The organism is Micromonospora inaquosa, from assembly GCF_003857055.1.
GTDB classification, from domain to species: domain Bacteria; phylum Actinomycetota; class Actinomycetes; order Mycobacteriales; family Micromonosporaceae; genus Micromonospora; species Micromonospora inaquosa.
The window spans coordinates 1-20956 of the sequence record NZ_QGSZ01000248.1 but is presented as its reverse complement, the minus strand read 5'-3'; the positions used below and the strand labels follow the sequence as shown (position 1 = coordinate 20956).

General features: G+C 70.3%; 22 protein-coding genes. 8 read left to right on the top strand and 14 right to left on the bottom strand.

What is annotated here, in order from left to right:
• Positions 1-29: 29 nt before the first annotated feature.
• On the bottom strand, positions 30-1253 hold the full coding sequence (gene hemW / locus DLJ59_RS21965) for a radical SAM family heme chaperone HemW (RefSeq protein WP_208648791.1): 1224 nt from the start codon (positions 1251-1253) through the stop codon (positions 30-32).
• A 19-nt stretch (positions 1254-1272) separates the two neighbouring features.
• On the opposite strand from hemW, the gene DLJ59_RS21960 reads away from it, so the two are divergent.
• Positions 1273-2061, top strand: coding sequence for an enoyl-CoA hydratase-related protein (locus tag DLJ59_RS21960; RefSeq protein ID WP_124774512.1), 789 nt, complete (start codon positions 1273-1275; stop codon positions 2059-2061).
• A 43-nt stretch (positions 2062-2104) separates the two neighbouring features.
• Here DLJ59_RS21960 and DLJ59_RS21955 read toward each other — a convergent pair whose 3' ends face one another.
• A complete protein-coding gene (locus DLJ59_RS21955; protein WP_124774511.1) occupies positions 2105-2869 on the bottom strand; it encodes an SDR family NAD(P)-dependent oxidoreductase in 765 nt (254 codons plus the stop codon).
• Between the two features lie 383 nt (positions 2870-3252).
• Between DLJ59_RS21955 and DLJ59_RS21950 the strand changes: the two genes are divergently transcribed.
• The 3 genes from DLJ59_RS21950 (at position 3253) to DLJ59_RS21940 (ending at position 6514) form a co-directional block, all read left to right on the top strand.
• Complete coding sequence (locus DLJ59_RS21950; RefSeq protein WP_425271450.1) at positions 3253-4053, top strand: hypothetical protein; 801 nt, start codon at positions 3253-3255, stop codon at positions 4051-4053.
• Positions 4054-4274: 221 nt separating this feature from the next.
• Positions 4275-5177 (top strand): phytanoyl-CoA dioxygenase family protein, encoded by a 903-nt coding sequence (locus DLJ59_RS21945; protein WP_112604298.1) that lies wholly within the window; start codon positions 4275-4277, stop codon positions 5175-5177.
• Between the two features lie 155 nt (positions 5178-5332).
• Entirely contained in the window at positions 5333-6514 is a 1182-nt protein-coding gene (locus tag DLJ59_RS21940) for a low temperature requirement protein A (protein ID WP_158630888.1), read from the top strand.
• On the opposite strand, the gene DLJ59_RS21935 is transcribed toward DLJ59_RS21940, so the two are convergent.
• Positions 6482-7699 (bottom strand): low temperature requirement protein A, encoded by a 1218-nt coding sequence (locus DLJ59_RS21935; RefSeq protein WP_124774508.1) that lies wholly within the window; start codon positions 7697-7699, stop codon positions 6482-6484. The genes DLJ59_RS21940 and DLJ59_RS21935 overlap by 33 nt on opposite strands.
• A 79-nt stretch (positions 7700-7778) precedes the next feature.
• Entirely contained in the window at positions 7779-8420 is a 642-nt protein-coding gene (locus DLJ59_RS21930) for an MOSC domain-containing protein (protein WP_124774507.1), read from the bottom strand.
• A 146-nt stretch (positions 8421-8566) separates the two neighbouring features.
• Between DLJ59_RS21930 and DLJ59_RS21925 the strand changes: the two genes are divergently transcribed.
• Both DLJ59_RS21925 and DLJ59_RS21920 read left to right on the top strand, forming a co-directional pair.
• A complete protein-coding gene (locus DLJ59_RS21925) occupies positions 8567-9046 on the top strand; it encodes a hypothetical protein (RefSeq protein WP_124774506.1) in 480 nt (159 codons plus the stop codon).
• Positions 9043-9357 (top strand): winged helix-turn-helix domain-containing protein, encoded by a 315-nt coding sequence (locus DLJ59_RS21920; RefSeq protein ID WP_124774505.1) that lies wholly within the window; start codon positions 9043-9045, stop codon positions 9355-9357. The genes DLJ59_RS21925 and DLJ59_RS21920 overlap by 4 nt, the downstream gene beginning before the upstream one ends.
• A gap of 34 nt (positions 9358-9391) precedes the next feature.
• Here the strand turns inward: DLJ59_RS21920 and DLJ59_RS21915 are convergent, their stop codons facing one another.
• The 7 genes from DLJ59_RS21915 to DLJ59_RS21885 all read right to left on the bottom strand — a co-directional run bounded on the left by DLJ59_RS21915 (position 9392) and on the right by DLJ59_RS21885 (position 16904).
• Complete coding sequence (locus tag DLJ59_RS21915) at positions 9392-10222, bottom strand: carbohydrate ABC transporter permease (RefSeq protein WP_124774504.1); 831 nt, start codon at positions 10220-10222, stop codon at positions 9392-9394.
• On the bottom strand, positions 10219-11205 hold the full coding sequence (locus DLJ59_RS21910; protein ID WP_124774503.1) for a carbohydrate ABC transporter permease: 987 nt from the start codon (positions 11203-11205) through the stop codon (positions 10219-10221). The genes DLJ59_RS21915 and DLJ59_RS21910 overlap by 4 nt, the downstream gene beginning before the upstream one ends.
• Positions 11202-12488 carry a sugar ABC transporter substrate-binding protein gene (locus DLJ59_RS21905; protein WP_124774502.1) on the bottom strand — a complete coding sequence of 429 codons (1287 nt, stop codon included), beginning with the start codon at positions 12486-12488 and terminating at the stop codon, positions 11202-11204. Before DLJ59_RS21905 ends, DLJ59_RS21910 begins: the two co-directional genes overlap by 4 nt.
• A gap of 251 nt (positions 12489-12739) precedes the next feature.
• Positions 12740-13024, bottom strand: coding sequence for a GlsB/YeaQ/YmgE family stress response membrane protein (locus DLJ59_RS21900; protein ID WP_124774501.1), 285 nt, complete (start codon positions 13022-13024; stop codon positions 12740-12742).
• Positions 13025-13550: 526 nt separating this feature from the next.
• The gene (locus tag DLJ59_RS21895) at positions 13551-13835 is read right to left on the bottom strand and encodes a GlsB/YeaQ/YmgE family stress response membrane protein (RefSeq protein ID WP_124774500.1); all 285 of its coding nucleotides are present in this window, start codon (positions 13833-13835) and stop codon (positions 13551-13553) included.
• Between the two features lie 538 nt (positions 13836-14373).
• Positions 14374-16251, bottom strand: coding sequence for a translation elongation factor 4 (gene lepA / locus DLJ59_RS21890; RefSeq protein ID WP_124774499.1), 1878 nt, complete (start codon positions 16249-16251; stop codon positions 14374-14376).
• 116 nt (positions 16252-16367) lie between these two features.
• On the bottom strand, positions 16368-16904 hold the full coding sequence (locus DLJ59_RS21885; RefSeq protein WP_124774498.1) for a DUF4240 domain-containing protein: 537 nt from the start codon (positions 16902-16904) through the stop codon (positions 16368-16370).
• A 61-nt stretch (positions 16905-16965) separates the two neighbouring features.
• Between DLJ59_RS21885 and DLJ59_RS21880 the strand changes: the two genes are divergently transcribed.
• Together DLJ59_RS21880 and rpsT are read left to right on the top strand one after the other, a co-directional pair.
• Complete coding sequence (locus DLJ59_RS21880) at positions 16966-17952, top strand: phosphotransferase family protein (RefSeq protein WP_124774497.1); 987 nt, start codon at positions 16966-16968, stop codon at positions 17950-17952.
• Between the two features lie 285 nt (positions 17953-18237).
• Entirely contained in the window at positions 18238-18504 is a 267-nt protein-coding gene (gene rpsT / locus DLJ59_RS21875) for a 30S ribosomal protein S20 (RefSeq protein ID WP_030336508.1), read from the top strand.
• Positions 18505-18628: 124 nt separating this feature from the next.
• Here rpsT and DLJ59_RS21870 read toward each other — a convergent pair whose 3' ends face one another.
• The 3 genes from DLJ59_RS21870 to DLJ59_RS21860 form a co-directional block, all read right to left on the bottom strand.
• Positions 18629-19051, bottom strand: a complete 423-nt coding sequence (locus DLJ59_RS21870; protein WP_208648789.1) for a hypothetical protein — start codon at positions 19049-19051, stop codon at positions 18629-18631.
• Positions 19048-20028 (bottom strand): DNA polymerase III subunit delta, encoded by a 981-nt coding sequence (gene holA / locus DLJ59_RS21865; protein WP_124774496.1) that lies wholly within the window; start codon positions 20026-20028, stop codon positions 19048-19050. Before holA ends, DLJ59_RS21870 begins: the two co-directional genes overlap by 4 nt.
• A 357-nt stretch (positions 20029-20385) precedes the next feature.
• On the bottom strand, positions 20386-20956 hold a 571-nt coding region (locus DLJ59_RS21860), incomplete at its 5' end, for a ComEC/Rec2 family competence protein (protein ID WP_425271449.1).

Sequence of the window (20956 nt, the reverse complement as noted above, 5' to 3'; positions counted from 1 at the left end):
GCTGCCCCGGTCCGGGGGCAGCGGGCCGCTCAGGGCAGCAGGTCGCGGACGACCGCGTCGGCGAGCAGCCGCCCGCGCAGGGTGAGCACCGCCCGGCCGCCGGCGTACTCGTCGGCGGCCAGCAGGCCGTCGGCCAGCGCCCGCTCGGCGCCGGCCCGGCCGGTGGCGTCGAGCACCGCCAGCGGAAGGCCACTGGCCAGCCGCAGCCGGAGCATCACGTCCTCCATGTGCGCCTCGTCGGCGGTGAGCACCTCGCGGGCCAGGCCGGGAGAGGCGCCGGCGGCCAACCGCTGGGCGTACGCCGAGGGGTGTTTCACGTTCCACCAGCGCACCCCACCGACGTGGCTGTGCGCCCCCGGCCCCAGTCCCCACCAGTCCGCGCCGGTCCAGTAGAGCAGGTTGTGCCGGCAGCGGGCCTCCTCGGTGCGGGCCCAGTTGGAGACCTCGTACCAGGAGAGACCGGCCGCGTCGAGCGCGGCCTCCGCGGCCAGGTAGCGATCCGCGGCCACGTCGTCACTGGGGTACGCCAGCTCGCCGCGCCGCATCCGGGCGGCGAGCCGGGTGCCGTCCTCGACGATCAGGGCGTACGCGCTGACGTGGTCCACCCCGGCGGCGACGACCTGCTCCAGCGAGGCGGCGAAGTCCTCGGCCCGCTCCCCCGGGGTGCCGTAGATCAGGTCCAGGTTGACGTGCTCGAACCCGGCGTCGCGCGCCTCCAGGGCGGCGGCGGTGGCCCGTCCGGCGCTGTGTTTGCGATCCAGGATCGCCAGCACGCCCGGGGAGGCGGACTGCATGCCCAGCGAGATCCGGGTGTAGCCGGCCGCCCGCAGCAGCTTCAACGATTCCGGGGTGACCGACTCGGGGTTGGCCTCGGTGGTCACCTCGGCGTCGGCGGCCAGCCCCCAGGTGCGGTCGATGCCGTCGAGGATGCGGGCCAGGTCGTCGGCGGGGAGCAGGGTGGGCGTGCCGCCGCCGACGAAGACCGTGTCGACCCGGGGCGGCGGGTTGTCGCCCAGCACCCGGGTGGCGAGCTTCAGCTCGGCCAGGACGGTGTCGGCGTACCCCTCGCGGCTGGCACCGCCGCCCAGTTCCGCAGCCGTGTAGGTGTTGAAGTCGCAGTAGCCGCAGCGACTGGCGCAGAACGGCACGTGCACGTACACGCCGAAGCCGCGCGCGCCGACCGCGGCAGTGGCGGTGGCGGGCAACGAGCCGTCGACGGGGACGGTCTCACCATCTGGAAGGACGCCGGGCATGGCCACTAGTGTGCCCGGCATGACCTCTCCCGACGTCCTCGTGCGGGTCGCCACGGCCCGTGGGGTGACCACCCTCACCCTGGACAGCCCGCACAACCGCAATGCGCTCTCCACCGGCCTGATGACGCAGCTGCTGTCCGGGCTGGCGGGCGCGGTGGCCGACGAGGCGGTCCGAGTGATCGTGCTCGACCACACCGGCCCGGTGTTCTGCTCGGGCGCGGACCTGAAGGAGACCGCCGCGGCGTACGCCAGCGGGACGGTGCCGGCCGGCATGCTGGGCGACGTGCTCGCGGCGCTCTGGGAGTGCCCGAAGCCGGTGCTGGCCCGGGTCGGCGGGCCGGCGCGGGCCGGTGGGCTCGGCCTGATCGCCGCCGCCGACCTGGCGGTCTGCGCGGACGAGGCGACGTTCGCGTTCACCGAGGTACGCATCGGGGTGATCCCGGCGGTGATCTCGGCGACCGTGCTGCCCCGGCTGCACTCCCGTGCCGCCGCCGAGCTGTACCTGACCGGGGACACCTTCGACGGTCGCCGGGCCGCCGAGATCGGCCTGGTCACGGCGTCGGTCCCGGCGGACGGGCTGGACGACGCGGTACGGGGCTACTGCGACTCGCTGGTGCGCGGCGCGCCGGGCGCGTTGGCCGGCGCCAAGGAGTTGCTGCGCCGACCGGGTACCGCCGAGCTGCGTGCCGAGCTGGCCCGGCTGTCCGCCGTCTCGACCGGTTACTTCCTCTCCGACGAGGGGCGCGAGGGGGTCATGGCCTTCCGCGAACGTCGACCGGCGCGCTGGGTGCCCGCCCTGGACGACTGAGGGTCGGGGCGCCGCCGGGGAGCGGCGGCGCCCCAGGATCGGCTCACCAGGCGGTCGCGCCGCCGTCGACCGGGTAGTTCGCCCCGGTGATGTACGACGCCCGGTCGGACGCGAGGAAGACCACCAGTTCGACGATCTCCTCGGGGCGCGCGAAACGCTTGAGGAGCGTCTTGGCGGTGATGGCGTCCCGTGCCTCCTGGTTGTCACCGAGGTCGCGTTCGCTGGCCGGGGTGAGGGTGGGGCCGGGGCTGACCGCCACCGCGCGGATCCCGTGCGGCGCGCCTTCGAGCGCGAGCTGTCGCGTCATGCCGATGATGCCGGCGTTCGCGGCGGTGTGGCCGACCATCGGCGGCACGTGACCGCCGATCATCCCGGCCATGGAGGCGGCGCTGATGATGACGCCCCCACCGCGCCGGACAAGGTGCGGCCAGGCGAACTTCGACACGAAGTACGGAATGTCGAGTTCTCCGGTGATGGTGTAGCGCCAGTCCTGCACGGAGAAGTCGGGCATCGGGCCGAAGCGGAGCGCGGCCGCGTTGTTGTAGACGACGTCGAGTCCGCCGTAGGCGGCGGCAGCGTCGTCGACGAGCTTGCGTACCTGCTCGGGGTCGGTGAGGTCGACCGGCGCGATGCCGGTCATCTCCCCGCCTGCGGCGCGGACGAGTTCGACCGTCTCGTCGTTACCGGTTACCTGGAGGTCGGCCCCGACGACCTTCGCGCCCTCGCGGGCGAAGGTCAGCGCCGCGACGCGGCCCAGGCCGCCGCCGGTGCCGGTGATCAGCACGACCTTGCCGTCGAGCGTTCCCATTGGAACTCCTCCTCGTTCGGTGACCGACGCGCCGGGTACAGGCGGTAGGTCGGATTGACATGTCAACAGCGCTAAGTCCTTGACCGGTCAATCGCTTCCCGTCGTCGCCCACCCGGTGACGCGCACGACAGCCCACCTTCGGGGGCGGGTGACAGAACGACCGAGCAGGTGAGATCGCCACCGGAGCGGGAACGTCGCCAACCGGCACGCGACAACGGAGCCGACCCCGAACTGGTCGGAGCTGGCCGAACCGGGCCCGAACCGCTCGGACGACCCGGAGAGGGCGTGCGGGGACGTACGCTTGGCAGACTGTCGAGCTGGGGGTGTGGGTGCGAACTCGGGCAACCGTGGCGGGTGGAGTGGCGCTCATCCTCATCGCCGTGATCGCGATCTGGCTCGTGGTACGGCAGGTCGGTGACAACCTCAAGTTGCCGCTGGTGGCACGGAAGTGCACAGTGCAGGCCGATGGGCGGGTCGCGCTGGACGCTGACCAGATGGCCAACGCGGCGACCATCGCGGCGATCGGCGCGAAGCGTGGAATGCCCGAGCGGGCCGTCGTGGTCGCGCTAGCCACCGCGTACCAGGAGTCCGGACTGCGCAATCTCGCCGACGGCGACCGCGACTCGGTCGGCCTGTTCCAGCAGCGACCGAGCCAGGGCTGGGGCACCCCGGCGCAGATCCGCGATCCGCGCTACGCGGCCAACCGGTTCTACGCGGCCCTGAAGAAGGTGCGCGGCTGGGAGAAGATGCGGATCACCGATGCCGCCCAGCGGGTGCAGCGCTCGGCGTTCCCCGAGGCGTACCAGAAGTGGGCCGGCGACTCCGAGGTGCTCAGCCGGGCGCTGCTCGGCGACGCCAGCGGCGCGGTCGCCTGCACGGTGGGCCGCACCCCGGCGATGCATGGCGCGGCGGCGGCGGCGCAGCTGGCCCGCAACCTGGTGCTGGACTGGGGCTTGAAGGGCACCGACCCGACCGAGGCGACCGGGTTGGCGGTGACCCCGGGCGACCAACGCGACGGCTGGCGGTACGCGCACTGGCTGGTCTCACACGCCCAGGACCACGGGGTGAAGCGGGTCCGCTTCGGCGACCTGGAGTGGACCGCGCGCGACGGCTCGTGGGGCCGGGTGAGCGGACAGCAGGGCCCCGCCGCTCAGGTGGTGGCCGAGGTGTTCAACGAAGGTTGATCACCCCGGATCTCTTAACCGGCAGTGACCGCACAATCCGGCAAAGTGCGTGAAATCCCGCTATTGATCACCTAGATCTCACTCTGTGCGTTTCTCTCGCTGCGCGGGGTCCCACTCCGCCCCAATCCCCGAACACACCCTCCCCGATGCCTGGGACACCGCGTTACGATCGGCGGCCTGTGCCAGAAAAGGTTTCACCTCATGGGGAGGGGTACGACGCGGTGTTCGATTACGGCGACCGGACCGGTTACGAACCGATCAGCGACATTGACCGCAAGGAGTTCCACGAGCAGGGTTTCCTCCTGCTGCGCAACGTCCTGACGGAGGACCACCGGGCGGCGCTGGAGGCAGCGGTCGACCGCGTCTACGCGGAGGAACAGGCGAAGGGCACCACCAAGAAGGACGGCACCCTGCACCTGCTGGGCTTCCTGGAGCGCGACGAGCTCTTCGGTGAGCTGCTGACCCACCCGATCGCCTTCCCGTACATGTGGGGGCTGGCCGGCTGGAACATCTACACCCACCACAACCACCTGGACGTCACCCCGCCGGCCGCCGAGCCGGAGAAGCCGTACTGGGGTTGGCACCAGGACGGGTACCGGCAGAACTCCGACCCGGAGACGATGGACCCGAACCTGCCTCGGCCGATGTTCTCGCTGAAGGTCGCGTACGTGCTGTCGGACCTCTCCGAGACCGGCCGTGGCGCCACCAAGGTCATCCCGGGCAGCCACCTGAAGAACTCGCTGCCCCGACCGGCGGACCTCACCGTGCAGAACCCCGACCCGGAGGGCACGGTGGAGATCACCGCCAACCCGGGCGACGCCTTCATCTTCGACCGCCGGCAGTGGCACTCGCGGTCGACGAACCTGTCGACCATCACCCGCAAGATGCTCTTCGTCGGCTACACCTACCGGTGGATCCGCCCGCTGGACGAGCTGCACCCCGACGTGAACGGCGAGTGGTACCGCAACCGCACCCCGGTGCAGCGCCAGCTGATCGGCGAGGGCACCCACACCGCCAACTACTGGGGCATCAACTGGGACGGGTACGTCGACGACGAGATCCCGCTGCGCAAGGAGCTCAAGGAGCGCGGCCTGCTCGACCGCAACATCCCCTGGCTCCGCTGAGGTAGCGAAAGGCCCCCGGTCGTCCCTTCATGGATGACCCGGGGGCCTTTTGGCGTCGGCCGACCGGCGGGTTCGGTAGCGTGGCGGGTCATACGCAGTGCCAGGTTGCCAGCTCCTCCGCCCCCGGGTGCGGGTTGCCACAGGAGGCAGACACGGTGACGTCCAGCCCGCTCCCCCGAATCCTTCGTCGGCGGGGTGAGCCGGCGTATCCGACCTTCCTGGAACTCTTCTTCGACCTGGTCTACATCTTTCTGTTCTCCCGACTCGCCGTGGAGCTCGCCCACGACCTCACCGTCCGGGGCGCGGCGCAGGCCGCCGTCCTGTTGCTGGCGGCCTGGTGGGTCTGGGTGCTGACCGCATGGCTCACCGACCTGTTCAACCCACGGCTGCCGATCATCCAGGCCACCGTCCTGCTGGTCATGTTCGGCACCCTGCTGATGGCGATCGCGACCCCGTACGCCTTCGCCGACCACGGCTGGCTCTTCGTCGCCGCGTACTTCGGCATCCACCTGGTCCGGGACGCCGTGCTCATCCCCGGCACGCGGGTGAACCCTCCGATCCAGGCCCGAAGCATCCGGGTGTTCTTCTGGTTCGGCGTCACCGCCGTCCCCTGGGTGGCCGGGGCATTCGCGGACGGTACGACCCGGCTGGCGCTCTGGTCGCTCGCGGCGGCGATCGACCTCGGCTCGGCCCGGCTCGGCTGGCCCACGCCGCGGCTCGGGCGCACCGAGCTCGCCAGCCAGATCTTCACCGGAGCCCATCTCTCCGAGCGGCACCGGGAGATCTTCATCATCGCGCTCGGCGAACTGATCCTCTCGATCGGCATAGGGCTGGCCGGCAGCGGCTTCGAGCCTGGCCCCGTCGCCGCGAGCGCCGTCGCGTTCGCCAGCGCGGTCCTGCTGTTCCAGCTCTACTTCCAGCGGGCCCGGCAGATCCTCGCGGATCCAGGCGTCATGGTGGTGGAGCGGGTCCGCCCGGGCACCTCCACCTCGTACAGCCATCTGGTGATGACGGCCGGGGTGGTGGCCGTCTCGGCCAGCATCTCGCTGGTCATCGAACGGCCCTCCGGGAGCGCGTCGGGGGCACTGGTGGCCGTCGTCCTCGGCGGACCGGCCCTGTTCCTGGTCGGAAGTTGCCTGTTCGACGCGGTGCTGACCGGCCGGGTCCTCTGGTCGCGGGCGCTCGGGGTGGTGGCGCTGTGCGCCCTCGCGCCCGCGGCGACCCTGCTGCCGCCACTGGGCGTCCTGGTGGCGGCGAACCTGGTCCTGCTGCTCATCCTGGTCGGAGGGGCGCTGGCCGCCGGCTCACGGCTGGTCCGCGTGGCGCCGGCCGGCTGAGGGGCCACCCAGTGTCGGCGGGGCCGGCACACGCGCGTGCAGCCGGGTGCTCAGCAGGTTCGCCGCGGCGATCAGGGCCAGCACGGTCATGGCCAACACCGCGACCCCCACCGGTGGAAGGAGGGGCGTGACCGGCGCGAGGCCGGCCAGCAGCACCAACCCGCCCAGCCGGGATCGGGAGACCCGGCCGAACACGGTGTAGTCCAGCACGCCGCGGCCGACCAGGAACAGCGCCGGTGCACCGAGGATGACCGCCGCCCACGACGCGGGCGTCTCCCCCGACGGGCGACCCAGAACGAGGTGGCTGCTGACCGCCACACCGCCGATGCCGATCACCATGATCAGATGCGTGATGGCGGCCGACTGGGTGAGCAACGTCGGGTTCGTCGAGCGGGCGATCGCCTCGGTCAGCAGTTCACCGGCACGGTAGATGTAGATCCGCCACATCAGCACCACGCTGGTGAACACCACCAGCAGGGCCCCGCCCCGGTCCATCTGATAATCGCTCAGGCTGAACATCGTCCCGGTCACGAGAAGCGCCACGCCAAGGGCGATGATGACGAACTGCCGGTAGCGCTCGGCCAACCGCTCACCCACGAACCGCCACTCCTGCGGCTGTGATCGGCCGAGTCGGGGCACCGGCCAGCCGAGTGCCGCGGCGGTGTACTCGACGGCGACGGCGAACGCCCACAGCAGCAGCCGGGTCGGGCCGTCGGCGAGCGCCCCACCAACCCAACCGATGCCGGCGACAGCCTCCCAGCAGAGGATCCGACCGCTGCGACGCGTCTTGTCCCGGATAACCAGCAGGTAATAGCTTGCCGAACCGAGGCGGATGAGCAGGTAGGTGGTCGCGAACAGCAGCCCGTGCCGGTCGTACGCTCCGGCCACGGCCGCGCCCAGCAGCAAACTGGCCCCCGCCACCGCGATGACCTGCACCTGCACCACCGGGCGAACCAGGTTGACGACGTCCGCCGACCACGTCGTCAGCGCCCAGATCAGCGTGAACGCGAGCAGCAGCACCAGCGTCTCGGCGACGCCGGTCCAGGTCAGATCCTGGGCCAACTCCTTGGCCAGGGCAGCCAGCGCGAAGACGAAGACCAGGTCGAAGAAGAGCTCCAGGAACGCCGGGCGGGCCGGATCCGGCGGGGTTGCCGTTACCGCCCCGGTGACACCGTCCGCTGCCATCGACCTCGCGCCCCATCCGGCCACGCCGCACGCCTTCCGTGGACGACCCTACGGGACCGGCGACCCCCCGGCCGGCAGATCAGCCCTGTGCGCCGAGGCGGCGACGGACCTTCGCCCGGATCGACTCCGGCAGGCCGGGCGCCTCCAGCAGGCGGGGCAGCAACTCCGGCTCCAGGCTCGTCGCCCGGAACACCTCGCCGATGGTCACACCGTGCGCCGGCCGGTCCACCACCTCGACCGGGTCGCCCGCGCCAACCTCCCCCTCCCGCAGCACCCGCAGGTAGGCCCCGGGCGACGCCCGGACGGTGAACCGCTTGATCAGATCCGGTACGCCCCAGAACCCGGCGAACGTGGTGCAGGGGGTGCGCGGCTTGGTGACCTGTAGCAGGGCGGTGCCGACCTGCCACTGCTCGCCGATCACGGCAGCCGTCACGTCGACCGCGTAGGTGGTCAGGTTCTCGCCGAAGCCACCGGGCGGTATGGGGCGACCCAGTTCGGCCATCCACCAGGCGGCGTCTTCCTCGGCGTAGACGTAGACCGCCTGGTCAGGGCCGCCATGATGGGCGCGCTCACCGATGAAGTCGCCGGCCAGGCCGGCGGTGAGCACAGACACCGGGCCGTCGACCGGTCGCTTGTCGATGCCGCTGCGACCGCTCGCGTCGCCGGCCCATCCCGCCTCGGTCACGATGCCGAGGTTCACCGCTGCCACCCTGCCCGTCATGGCCGTCAGCCTAACGGCGAGCCGCCGCCCGGAAGCTCCACCTCCCACCCCCTCTCGCCCGGGATGGAAAGTACTTTCCCATTGGGAAAGCATGTGCTCTACTTGCCTGACGGGAAAGTACTCGCCTTTTTCTCAAGGAGCTTGCGATGACCGAGCCCGGCACCACTCCCGCGTCGGCCGCCGACGCACTCGCCGAAATCCACGCCCGCCGCGACCAGGTGGTCACCGCAACCCTCATCCCCCACTGGTACTGGCCCGCGCTGGGCGGGCTCATCATCGCCTTCACCGCAGCCGTGGAGACCCACCGGCCGTGGGTGGTCGCGGTCGGGTCGGTAGCGTACGCGATCGGTCTGGCCGCCGTCGTGGGCCGAGTCGTGGTGCGGCACCGGGCCCAGGTCCGCACCAGCCTCATCGGTGTACACGGCGCGATCACCATCGCCGGTTACGTGCTCGTCCTGGTCGCGCTCAGCGTCGGCACCGGGTTCGCCGCCGAGGCAGCCGGCCTGGCCTGGCCCGCGACGATCGGCGCGATCACCACCGCCGCCGCGATGACCGCCACCGGGCTGCCGCTGATGCGCTACCTTCGCAGGGTGATGATCACCCGACCGCTTGGCGGCGGCCGGTGAGCACTCCCCGATTCGACGAGCTGATCCACGCGCCGACCCGACTGTCCCTGGTGAGCCTGCTCGCCGCCACCGAGTGGGCGGAGTTCCGCTACCTGCGCGAGCACCTCGGGCTCTCCGACTCGGCGCTGTCCAAGCAGCTCACCACGCTGGAGCAGGCCGGGTACGTGACGATCCGCAAGAGCTTCGTGGGCAAGCGCCCGCGTACCTCGGTGACCCTGAGCAGCGCCGGTCGGGCAGCGTTCGACGGGCACGTGGCGGCACTGCAGGAAATCGTCGCCCGGTCGGGGCTCACCGTCCTGCCCGGCGGTTGACCGCCGGCTCCGGCGGTCGTCCACGGCCGGCGGGTCAGCCCTTGACGGCGCCGGCCACCAGGCCGGAGACCATCCGACGCTGCACCAGCAGGAAGAAGATGATGACCGGCAGGGTGAACAGCGTGGACGCCGCCATCACCGGCCCCCAGTTGGTGTCGTCCCGGCCGAAGAAGAAGGTCATCGCCACCGGCAGCGTGTAGCTCCCCTGGTCGTTGATGAACGTCAACGCGAAGATCAGCTCGTTCCACGCCGTGATGAAGGAGAAGATGCTGGTCGCCACCAGGCCGGGCGCGACCAGCGGGAAGAGCACCCGGCGGAAGGTCTGGGCCCGACTGGCCCCGTCGATCGCCGCCGCCTCCTCCAGTTCCTTCGGCACCGCCGCGACGAAGCCGCGCAGCATCCAGACCGCGAACGGCAGCGAGAAACCGAGGTACGTGAGGATCAGGCTGGGCAGGGTGTTGTAGAGCCCCAGTCGCTGGATCATCAGGAACAGCGGAATGACCAACGCCTCCAACGGGATCATCTGCACCACCAGCAGCATGATCAGGAAGCTGGTCCGCAGCCGGAACCGGAACCGGGCCACGGCGGTCGCGGCGAGCAACGCCACCAGACCGCTGAGCACCACAGTGGAGACGGCGACCAAAGCACTGTTGACGAAGAAGTCGAAGAAGCTGACGCCGGGGATCAGGTTGCCGGTCAGGATCTCCCGGTAGTGCGCCAACGTCGGATGGGTCGGCACCGGTTGCGGGGTGGCCGAGAAGATCTCGTTGCTGGGCTTCAACGAAGTGGAGATCATCCAGTAGACCGGGAACGCCGCGAAGAGCGCGACCAGCAGCCCGGCGGCGTTGAGGGCGACCTTCTTCACGTCTCGTCCTCCTGCCTGAGCACCATGCGTACGTAGAAGCCGGTGACCACCAACAGGATCAGCGTGAGGATCACCGCGATGGCCGCGCCGAGCCCGTACTTCGGCGGCGGCGAGAAAGCCTCGGCGTACGAGTAGATGGCGAGCATGAACGTCGGCCGGTCCTGTGTGCCGCCGGCCAGCACGAACTGCTGGGTGAAGACCTTGAAGTCCCAGATCGTGGAGAGCACGATCAGGATCCCGAAGACCGGGCGCAGCAACGGGAAGGTGATCTTCCAGAAGACCCGCCACGGGCTGGCGCCGTCCACCCGGGCCGCCTCGTGCAGCTCACTCGGCACGCTCTTCAGGCCGGCGAGCACGCTCACCGCGATGAACGGGAACGAGTGCCAGACCACCACCAGCGTGAGGATGGCGAAGAACATCAACGGGGCGTTGAACCAGCCGTAGCCGGTCCAGTCACTACGCCCGAACAGGCTGTTCGAAAGCCCGTCCGGCAACGCGTTGAACAGCCAGGTGACCAGGCCGCTCGTGTCGTCGAAGATCCATTTCCAGACGATGGTGCCGGTCAACGCCGGCGTGGCCCAGGCGAGCATCACGCAGCTGGCCACGAACGTCGCCATCTTGCGACCGAGCCGGTTGAGCAGCAGCCCCACCAGGGTGCCGAGAACCATCGTGAGCAGCACGTTGGCCGCGGCGAACAGGACCGTGTTGCGCAGCACCGTCAGGAAGAACGGATCGGAGAGGATGTCGGTGTAGTTGCCGAGCCCCACCCACGGCCAATCCCGATCGCCGCGCAGTTGCCGGACGTTGTTCAGCCGGAAGAACGACATCACCACCACCTGGCCCAGTGGCCAGAGCAGCAGCACCCCGATGATCAGCAGTGCGGGCAGGAGCAGCAGGTACGGCAGGCGGTCCACCCGGCGACGCCGCCGCGCGGGGGTCTCCCGCGCGGCGGCCGTCTCCGGCCCCTCGGTCAGCGTGGTCACTTGGCGTTGAGAATGCTTTCCATCTCGGCGGCCGCGTCGGCGGTGGCCTTCTCGACCGTCTTCTGACCCTTCATGACCGAGCTGTTCATCGCCTGCGTCACCGTCTTCGTCCGGCTGACCTCCACCCACTTCGGGGTGAGCGGCGTGAGCTTGGTGTTCTGCATGGTGGTGGCGAACGACGCCATCACCTTGTCGTTCGCGTACGCGTCACCGGCGACCAGATCCTGGTAGACCGGGAAGAAGCCGAGGCTGCTCGCGAAACTCTGCGCGTTCTTCTTGTTCAGCAGCACGGTCAGGTAGTCCCACGCCAGGTCCTGCCGCTCGCTGTCCTTCCAGACCGCCACGTCCGAACCACCAGCGAAGGCGGGCGCCGCCTTGCCGTCCGGGCCGGGGATCGGGAACGTACCCCAGACCTTCTCGATCTCGGGGTTGTCCTTCTTGATCGCAGCCTGCTGCCAGCTGCCGGCGAAGGCCATCGCGGCCTTGCCGGTGGCGAACTGGGTACGCGCGTCGATCTCGTTCCAGCCCGCGGCTGCCGGCGGGGCCACCTTGTGGACGGTCACCAGGTCGGTCCAGAACTTGACGGCCCGCTGCGCCTCGGGCGTGGTGTAGCCGGACTTCCAGGTGCCGCCCTGGTTGCTGGCGATCTCGCCGCCCGCACCCCAGAGGAAGGAGTAGAAGGGCAGCTCGGAATTGCCCGGCAACGCGATGCCGTAGGTGCCCTTCTTCTTCGCCTGCACGGCCTTGGCCACGCTGACCAGGTCGTCCCAGGTCTTCGGGGGCTGCACGCCGGCCTCGGCGAACCAGTCGGTGCGGTAGTAGATCGCCCGCACACCCGCGTACCAGGGCACGCCGTACTGCTTGCCGTCGAGCTGCGCGTTGCGCACCAGGTCGGGCAGCAGGTCCTTGCCATCGGCCCAGCCGCTCATCCGGCCGCTCACGTCGGCGAGCGCCTCCTGGGCGGCCCAACCCTGAGTCTCGGTGTTGCCCAGCTCGGTGATGTCCGGTCCCTCACCGCCGGCGAGCGCCGCCTGGAACTTCTTGGGCGCCTCCAGCCAGGGGATGTACTGCACGACCACATCGGTGTCGGGGTGCTTCTGGCGGAACTCGGCCTCAACCCCGTCGAGGAAGGAGTTCTGCGCGTCCCCGCCCTCGCCCATCATCCAGACCGTGAGCTTGCTGTCGTCGGCCGCGTCGTCGCTGGAGCCTCCACAGCCGGTCAGCACCATCGCGGCCGAGGCCACCATGGCGGTGACCGGGGCCAACCGCTTCCACCTGTTCACGCCACTTCTCCCCTCGCGCCGCCTGGAACTAACCTTCTCCGCCGCACCCTAGTACGGAGGATTCCTTTACGACAGTGGGCGGGACTGGCCGAAGCGTGGCGAACGTACCGCAGAGGCCCATCGATCGGCACTCCGACGTCAGGCCAAAGTCGGGCGCTTCAACACGAAAGAGCGCCCGGCTCTCGGCCGGGCGCTCTTTCCAGTCGTGCTGTCCCACCAGTGGTGGGTTGTTCGCAGATGATGCCGGGTCGTTATCGGGTGACGCTGCGGCGGCGACCCACGCCGGCCACCAGAGCGACAGCGATCGCCGCAACCACGACCTGCACCAGCAGCTCGCCCCAGTCGACCCCGCTGGTCTCGGTCGCGATGCCGATGGCCCGCGCCAGGACGGTGCCCAGCAGCGCGGCGCCGACGCCGATCAGCAGGTGCAACCAGATCGGCATGTTCTGCCGGCCCGGGACGACCAGACGGCCGAGCGCGCCAACGATGAGACCAACAACGATCGCAGTGATGATGCCCCACACGGTGAGCTCCACGGCCACCCTCCTTCAAGAATGTCTGACACACGGTGCGTGTGCTTCCTGTCGTGACCGTTAATTGCCCGACCCACCGAAAATCCAAACCGACTCCGCTCACCAAACGATCACGATTTGGCCGACATGAACACGTTCCACCCCGGCGCCGCCGCCACCCCCAGCGCCGCCGGCCACCCGGCCACCAACGCTGCCGCATCCGACGGAGGTGGATGGCGTCGTTCAACGGAGCTGACCAGATCTTGGACAGTTTCCGTTCAGCACGGACGGAAACTGTCCAAGATCTCTCGATGCGCGGCGGCGAGATGGATTTTCGCGGGGGTTGGTGGTGTGGCTTCTGCGGCGATACCGCCCCGGACACCCCGACATCACAACGGGCAGGTTCCAGGGCCACGCGCCGGAGACGCCGCGCGGGAGGCGGGCGATAACGGCGATATCCATCGTGGCGGGCAGAACGCCGATGGGCGCCCGACCTGTCGGCCGGGCGCCCATCGGCGGTGTAGCGGTGGTGCGGGATGAGGCTCGATGGTTACCGGGTCACGCGGCGGCGGCCACCCACACCAGCCACCAGCGCGACAGCGATCGCCGCAACCACGACCTGCACCAGCAGCTCGCCCCAGTCGACGCCACTCGTCTCGGTCGCGATGCCGATGGCCCGCGCCAGGACGGTGCCCAGCAGCGCCGCGCCGATACCGATCAGCATGTGCAGCCAAATCGGCATGTTCTGCCGGCCCGGGACGACCAGACGGCCGAGCGCGCCAACGATGAGACCAACAACGATCGCAGTGATGATGCCCCACACGGTGAGCTCCACGGTCGTCCTCCTTCTAAAGAATGTCTGACACACGATGTGCGTGCTTCCTGTCGTGACGGCTAAGTGCCCGACCCAGCGAAAGCCCAAACCGACTCACCTCAAGGGACAACGCCAGTTGTCAATGTTCTGGAGGTGCGTCGATTGACGCGCGAGTGCGTCCACACAGGTAAAAGGCCGTTTCGTCGGCCCGCCGACCCCAACGACAGCGACGGCAGAAATTTTCGCGCCCGCCACACACTCGCCGCCCAACCGGCAGTCACGGCGGGCCAACAGGCCCGGCGGCGGCAGAGCGGCGTGACAGCGCAGAGCGGCGTGACAGCGCAGGCCAAGCCACGCCAGACGAGCGCGCGCGGATCTTCGCCGCGCCCTCATGTCCGAGGACCTGTCGCCAAGCGTGCACAACTGCAACACCGCTGGCGAACCACGCCACGCAGGGCCAGACGAGCGCACGGAACGCCCTCAAACGCGACGCACGGGACGCCTTGAAACGCGACGCGCCCGGGCGCGTGTGGCACCCGGGCGCGTACGGCGTCGCGAACTACTTCTTGCCGGCGGCCTTGCCGTCGCCGGAGTCGGAGGAGAGGGCGGCGATGAAGGCCTCCTGCGGCACCTCGACCCGGCCGACCATCTTCATCCGCTTCTTGCCTTCCTTCTGCTTCTCCAGCAGCTTGCGCTTGCGGCTGATGTCACCGCCGTAGCACTTGGCGAGAACGTCCTTCCGGATCGCCCGGATGGTTTCCCGGGCGATGACCCGGCTGCCGATCGCCGCCTGGATCGGCACCTCGAACTGCTGGCGCGGGATCAGCGTGCGCAGCTTGGCGGCGATGGTGACGCCGTAGTTGTACGCCTTGTCCTTGTGCACGATGGCGCTGAACGCGTCCACCGGCTCGCCGTGCAGGAGGATGTCCACCTTCACCAGGTCGGACGCCTGCTCGGCGGAGGGCTCGTAGTCCAGTGAGGCGTAGCCCTTGGTGCGGCTCTTCAGCTGGTCGAAGAAGTCGTAGATGATCTCCGCGAGGGGCAGCGTGTAGCGCAGCTCCACCCGGTCGGCGGAGAGGTAGTCCATGCCGAGCAGGGTGCCGCGCCGGCCCTGGCAGAGCTCCATCACCGCGCCCACGTAGTCGTTCGGGGTCAGCACCGTGGCCCGGACCACCGGCTCGTACACCTCGGCGATCTTGCCGGTGGGGTACTCGCTCGGGTTGGTGACGACGATCTCCTCGCCGTCGTCAGTGATTGCCCGGTAGACGACGTTCGGCGCGGTGGAGATCAGGTCGAGGTTGTACTCACGCTCCAGCCGCTCCCGGATGATCTCCAGGTGGAGCAGGCCGAGGAAGCCGCAACGGAAGCCGAAGCCGAGCGCACCGGAGGTCTCCGGCTCGTAGTCCAGGGCGGCGTCGTTGAGCTTGAGCTTGTCCAACGCCTCGCGCAGGTTCGGGTAGTCCGACCCGTCGATCGGGTAGAGGCCGGAGTAGACCATCGGCTTCGGGTCCTTGTAGCCACCCAACGCCTCGGCCGCCGGCCGGCTGTTGATGGTGACCGTGTCACCGACCCGGGACTGCCGGACGTCCTTCACTCCGGTGATCAGGTAGCCGACCTCGCCGACGCCGAGCGCCTCGGCCTTGACCATCTCGGGTGAGATGACGCCGATCTCCAGCAGCTCGTGCACCGCCCCGGTGGACATCATCTTGATCCGGTCGCGGGCGCTGATCCGGCCGTCGATGACCCGGACGTACGTGACGACGCCCCGGTAGACGTCGTACACCGAATCGAAGATCATCGCCCGGGCGGGCGCCTCGGCGTCGCCGACCGGTGGGATGAACTGCCGGACGATCTCGTCGAGCAGGTACGGGACGCCCTCACCGGTCTTGCCGGAGACCCGGATGCAGTCGGCGGGGTCGCCGCCGATGAGGTGGGCCAACTCCTCGGCGTACTTCTCCGGCTGGGCGGCCGGCAGGTCGATCTTGTTGAGCACCGGGATGATGCGCAGGTCGTTCTCGAGCGCCAGGTAGAGGTTGGCCAGGGTCTGCGCCTCGATGCCCTGGGCGGCGTCGACCAGCAGTACAGCGCCCTCGCAGGCGGCCAGCGACCGGGACACCTCGTAGGTGAAGTCCACGTGCCCCGGGGTGTCGATCATGTTGAGCACGGCCTGCTCGCCGGCCCGCTCACCCTCGCGGATCGTCCACGGCATGCGGACGGCCTGGCTCTTGATGGTGATGCCGCGCTCGCGCTCGATGTCCATCCGGTCCAGGTACTGCGCGCGCATCTGCCGGGGGTCGACCACACCGGTGAGCTGCAACATCCGGTCGGCCAGGGTCGACTTCCCGTGGTCGATGTGGGCGATGATGCCGAAGTTCCGGATGCGACCGGGGTCGGTGGCACCAGGGGCGTTCGCGCCGGGATCGAGCTTCGGTGGCACAGCGGTCCGTTCTGGTCGGCTGACGTGAACAGGCCGGCGCGCCGCCGACCCCCTCTATGTTCCCACGCCGCCGGGGTGCGCCCACTGCGCGGGCGATGGATCGGCCCGCGGACCCCTCACTCCATCGGCGGCTCGACGAAGAGCGCGGCCAACCGGGGCAGCCGGCGGCGGGCCTCGTCCTCCTCGTCGAAGTCCCAGAAGTCGTTGAGGTCGGGCGTGCGCACCGGGTCGCGGTCCGCCGGCAGGTCGGTCGCGGTGGCCTTGCGGTACGCGTCCCAGGGCACCGAGAGCATCTGCTCGGCGGAGAACTCCTCGCCGCTGAGCGAAGCCGCCCGCACCTGGGGCAGTTCGGCCAGCGAGTCCGGTTCGGCGACCGCGCGGGCGAAGACGGCCCGACCCTGGGTCATCAGCCAGCCCCGGAAGTGTTCGAAGCCGTCGGCCGAGGCACCACCGTTTATCAGGTACGCCGCGCCCCACAGATCCGCCTTGTGCGAGGCGGCCAGCACCCGCGTCTGGTGTCGCGCGTACCCGATGATGTCCTCCGGGTCGCGCTCGGCGAGCAGCGCGACGGCCCGCGCGGCGACCGGGCCGGGCTCACCACCGCCGCCGGCCCGCGCCTCGTCGATCAGCTGCCAGAAGTCCTCGGTCCTCATGGCTTGGCAGTCTGGCAGTGTCGCCGTGCGTCGCGCACGTACCCCGGGGCAGCATGGTGGGGTGTCCCCTCCCGAACTGCCTCCGGTGCCGTACCACGCGAGCGCCCAGCGGCCGTCCTGGTCGGCGCTGCCGGCGGAGCTGCGGGCCGCGGTCGCGGAACGGCTCGGCTCGCCGGTGGTCACCGCCCGGGTCGCGGGCGCGGGCTTCACCCGGGGGTTCGCCGCCGTGCTCGACAGCGCAGACGGTGGTCGGGCCTTCGTCAAGGCCGCACCCGCCGTCGAGCAACCGCATCTGGTCGACTGGTACGCCCGAGAGGCCGCGATCCTCGATCGGCTGCCGGTGGACCTGCCGGCGCCCCGCCCCCGGTGGACCCTCTCCGCGGCCGGCTGGTTCGTGCTGTGCACCGACGCCGTCGACGGGCACACCCCACGCCTGCCCTGGACGCCCGCCGAGTTGGACGCCACCCTCGCCGGGTACGCGCAGGTCGCCGCCGCCCTGGCCGACCCGCCGGGCGAGCTGACCGCGCTCGGCCTGCCGCACCTGGCCGACCTGGCCCGGTCGGACATCCTCTGGTGGGAGGAGGTCGCCGCCGGTCGTGAGCCAACCCCACCACTGCGTGCGCCGCTCCTGGGCCGACTGCCCGAGCTGGTCGAGTTGGAATCGCTCCTCCCCCGGTACGCCGCCGAGGCGACCGGCCTGATCCACGGCGACCTGCGGGTCGACAACGTGCTGATCGGCGCGGACGGTCGAGCCTGGTTCTGCGACTGGACCTGGGTCTGCTCCGGGCCGGCCTGGTTCGACCTGGCCGGACTGCTGCTCACCGCGTACGCCAGTGGGCTGGACGCGGACCGGCTCTTCGCCGCGCACCCGGCCACCGCCGGCGCGCCTGTGGACGCGCTGGACGCGACCCTGGCCGCGTTGGCCGGCTACTACCTCACCGGCGCCGCGGCGGCACCGCCGACGGCCTCGCCGCATCTGCCGGCCCACCAGCGGTGGAGCGGCGAACAGTCGCTCGACTGGCTGGCTCGCCGTCAGGGCTGGCGGTGACGACTGGCTGGCCCGCCGTCGGGGGCTGGCGGTGACGGCGGGCCGGGGCGCGGGCTGGGCTGGCGTCAGGGCTGGCGCTGTCGCGGCTCGGGCTGGCGGTGAGCCGCCGGCGTGGCCGGGGGCGTAACCTGGTCCCCGACGGGCCGGGTCCGTCCGCGCGAAGGCCGAGCCGTTTTGGCTCGTCCCGGGCGACCTGGTAACCTGGCTCTTCGCGCAGCGATGACGCATGTTCGTCATCACGCGCAATAAGCTGACCAACCCGAGCTATCAAGACGAGGCTGTCGCGTGGCGAACATCAAGTCCCAGATCAAGCGCAACCGGCAGAACGAGAAGGCCCGGCTGCGCAACAAGTCGGTCAAGTCGTCGCTGAAGACCGCCGTCCGGAAGTTCCACGAGGCTGCCGAGGCCGGTGACGTCGAGAAGGCGACCGCGCTCATGCTGGACGCCTCTCGCAAGCTGGACAAGGCCGTCAGCAAGGGCGTGATCCACTCCAACCAGGCCGCGAACCGCAAGTCCGCGATCGCAAAGCGCGTGGTGGCGCTCTCCGCCTGACGACTTCACCGTCAGACTGATTCGGAAAGCCCCGGGCCCAGGCCCGGGGCTTCCGTGTGTGCAGGGCCGGCCGTGTCACCCCGAGCCGGACGTTCTCCGCGTGGCCCCGCCGGGAGGTAGGCGCTCAGTCTGACGGGTTGGCACGCCGGGGAGCCGGCGGCGGGTCGGCGGTGATCACCACGCCGGGAACGCTGTGCGAGACCCATTCCACCCGGGCTCGGCCGACCACCGGTTCCATCTGCCGGCGAAACCGGTCCCGTTCCTGCTCGGGCACGAGCGCGGCGGAACGGACCACGATCGCGGCCACCATGTCGTTGAGCTTGACCATGGCCGCCACCACGACGGGCAGCACCAGCACCGCCCACCAGCTGACCAACTCGGCGAGGGCGAGCAGGACCGCCAGAGCGATGGCGCCCTCGAAGAAGAGGAAGCACAGCACGCCGCCGGGGTTGACGAACCGCAGGCCGAGGAGCCGGGCGTAGAGCGGCCGATAACGCTCATCGTGCACTCCGATGGCGGCCCACGCTGGGCGGTTCGCCCCCGTCACCTGGTGCTGCCCTGCCGGGCCGCCGCGACCGAGAAGACCGCCCGTTCCAGGGCGTACGCCCGGTCGTCGGAGCCGCCCTTGACTGCCGCGTTGCACTCGGCGGCGACCTGCATGGCCCGGACCAGGCCCTCCGGCGTCCAACCCCGCCCCTGCCGCTGCGCCCGTTCGATCTTCCAGGCGGGCATGCCGAGGCTGCTGGCGAGCTGGTACGGGCTGCCCCGCCCGGCCGACGCCACCCGGGCCACCGTGCGCACCCCGTCGGCCAAGGCGTCGGCGATGGGCACCGGGTCGACCCCGACGTGAAGGGCCCAGCGCAACGCCTCAAGCGCGGCCGGCACGTCGCCGACCATGGTGGCGTCCGCCACCGTGAAGCCGGTCACCTCGACCCGACCCCGGTAGTAACGGGACACCGTCTCGGCGCTGATCCGCCCATCGGTGTCGGCGATCAACTGGGAGCAGGCGGCGGCCAGCTCCCGCAGGTCGTTGCCGACCGCGGCGATGAGCGCCTCGGCGGCGTCGTCGGTGCACTTTCCGCCGGCCCGGCGGATCTCGTCTCGGACGAAGACCACCCGGTCGCGGTGTCCCTTGAGCTTGGCGGCCGGGACCACAGTCGCGCCGGCCGCCCGCAGGCCGTCGGCGAACGCCTTGCCCTTCGCGCCGCCCAGGTGCAGCACCAGCAGTTGGACGTCCGGGTCAGGGTTCTTCGCGTACGCCAACAGCGCGGCGACCAGGTCCTTGCGGGCATCCTGGCCGGAACGCAGGATCAGCAGCCGCCGCCCGCCGAACAGCGAAGGGCTGAGCATCTCGGCGATCTCGCCGACGGTGAGCGCGCTGGCCTGGTATTCGCGGACGTCCACCTCGGGGTCGACGCCGCGAACCTTCGCGACAGCTTCGGTGACCGCGCGCGTGGCGAGCAGTTCCTCGTCACCGAGGACGAGCAGAATGGGGGCGAGGCTGGCGGGGGTCACGCCGCCCATATTCGCACGGCCTGCGGCGGGATCGTGCCTGCTCATTCGCTGCTTGATCGGCGCAGCCCGCACACAGTGCAAATCCAGACATCCAACTCAATTATTCGCTTAATTCCCAAATCGCCCGTCCATTCGGAGCCCGTCCGCCTTGATCCACACGGGATCAAGGAAACCGCGCTATCGGACCGCCAGCGATAACCCGGGTTCAATGATCCCGAGTTGATCAGCGACCGTGGCGGCCATCGCGGGTCCAGACTGCCGGCGCTCAGGGTTGCCGGCCCACGCTCAGCGTCGTCGGCCTGCGCTCAGCTTTCGTCGGCCCGCGCTCAAGGTCGCCGGCCCGCGCTCAGGGTTGTCGGCCCGCGCTCAGGGTTGTCGGCCTGCGGGCACACCTCGCCGGGCCACCGCCAGACCATTGCCCGTTCGGATCGCCGCCACATCGCCGTCCGTGTCGGTGCGCAGCACCCGCACGCCGCCGGCACCCAGTCGGGCAAGCAGCCCCGGACTCGGGTGCCCGTAGGTGTTGCCCGTGCCCACCGGCACGAGCGCCACCGCCGGCCGCACCGCGTCGAGGAAGCCCTGGTCCTGATACGCCGAACCGTGATGCGCGACCTTCAACACGTCCGCCCGCAACTGACCGGGCGTCGCCCGCGCCACCATCGCGTGCTGCTCCTCGGTCTCCGCGTCGCCGGCCAGCAGGATCCGCACCCCGGCCACCGTGGCGCGCAGCACCAGTGAGTTGTTGTTCGGGTCGGACCTGGTCCCGGCCAGCGGGTACGGCGGGCCGAGCACCAGCAGGTCGACCCCGCCCACGGGGTGACGAGCGCCGGCCACGGTGGTCAGCAGCGCGGCCCGCCCGCCGGTGGCCGCCACCCGAACCAGGTCCCGGCCGCTCTCCGGGTCCGTCGAGGACGACTTCCGAGCCACCGGGATGACC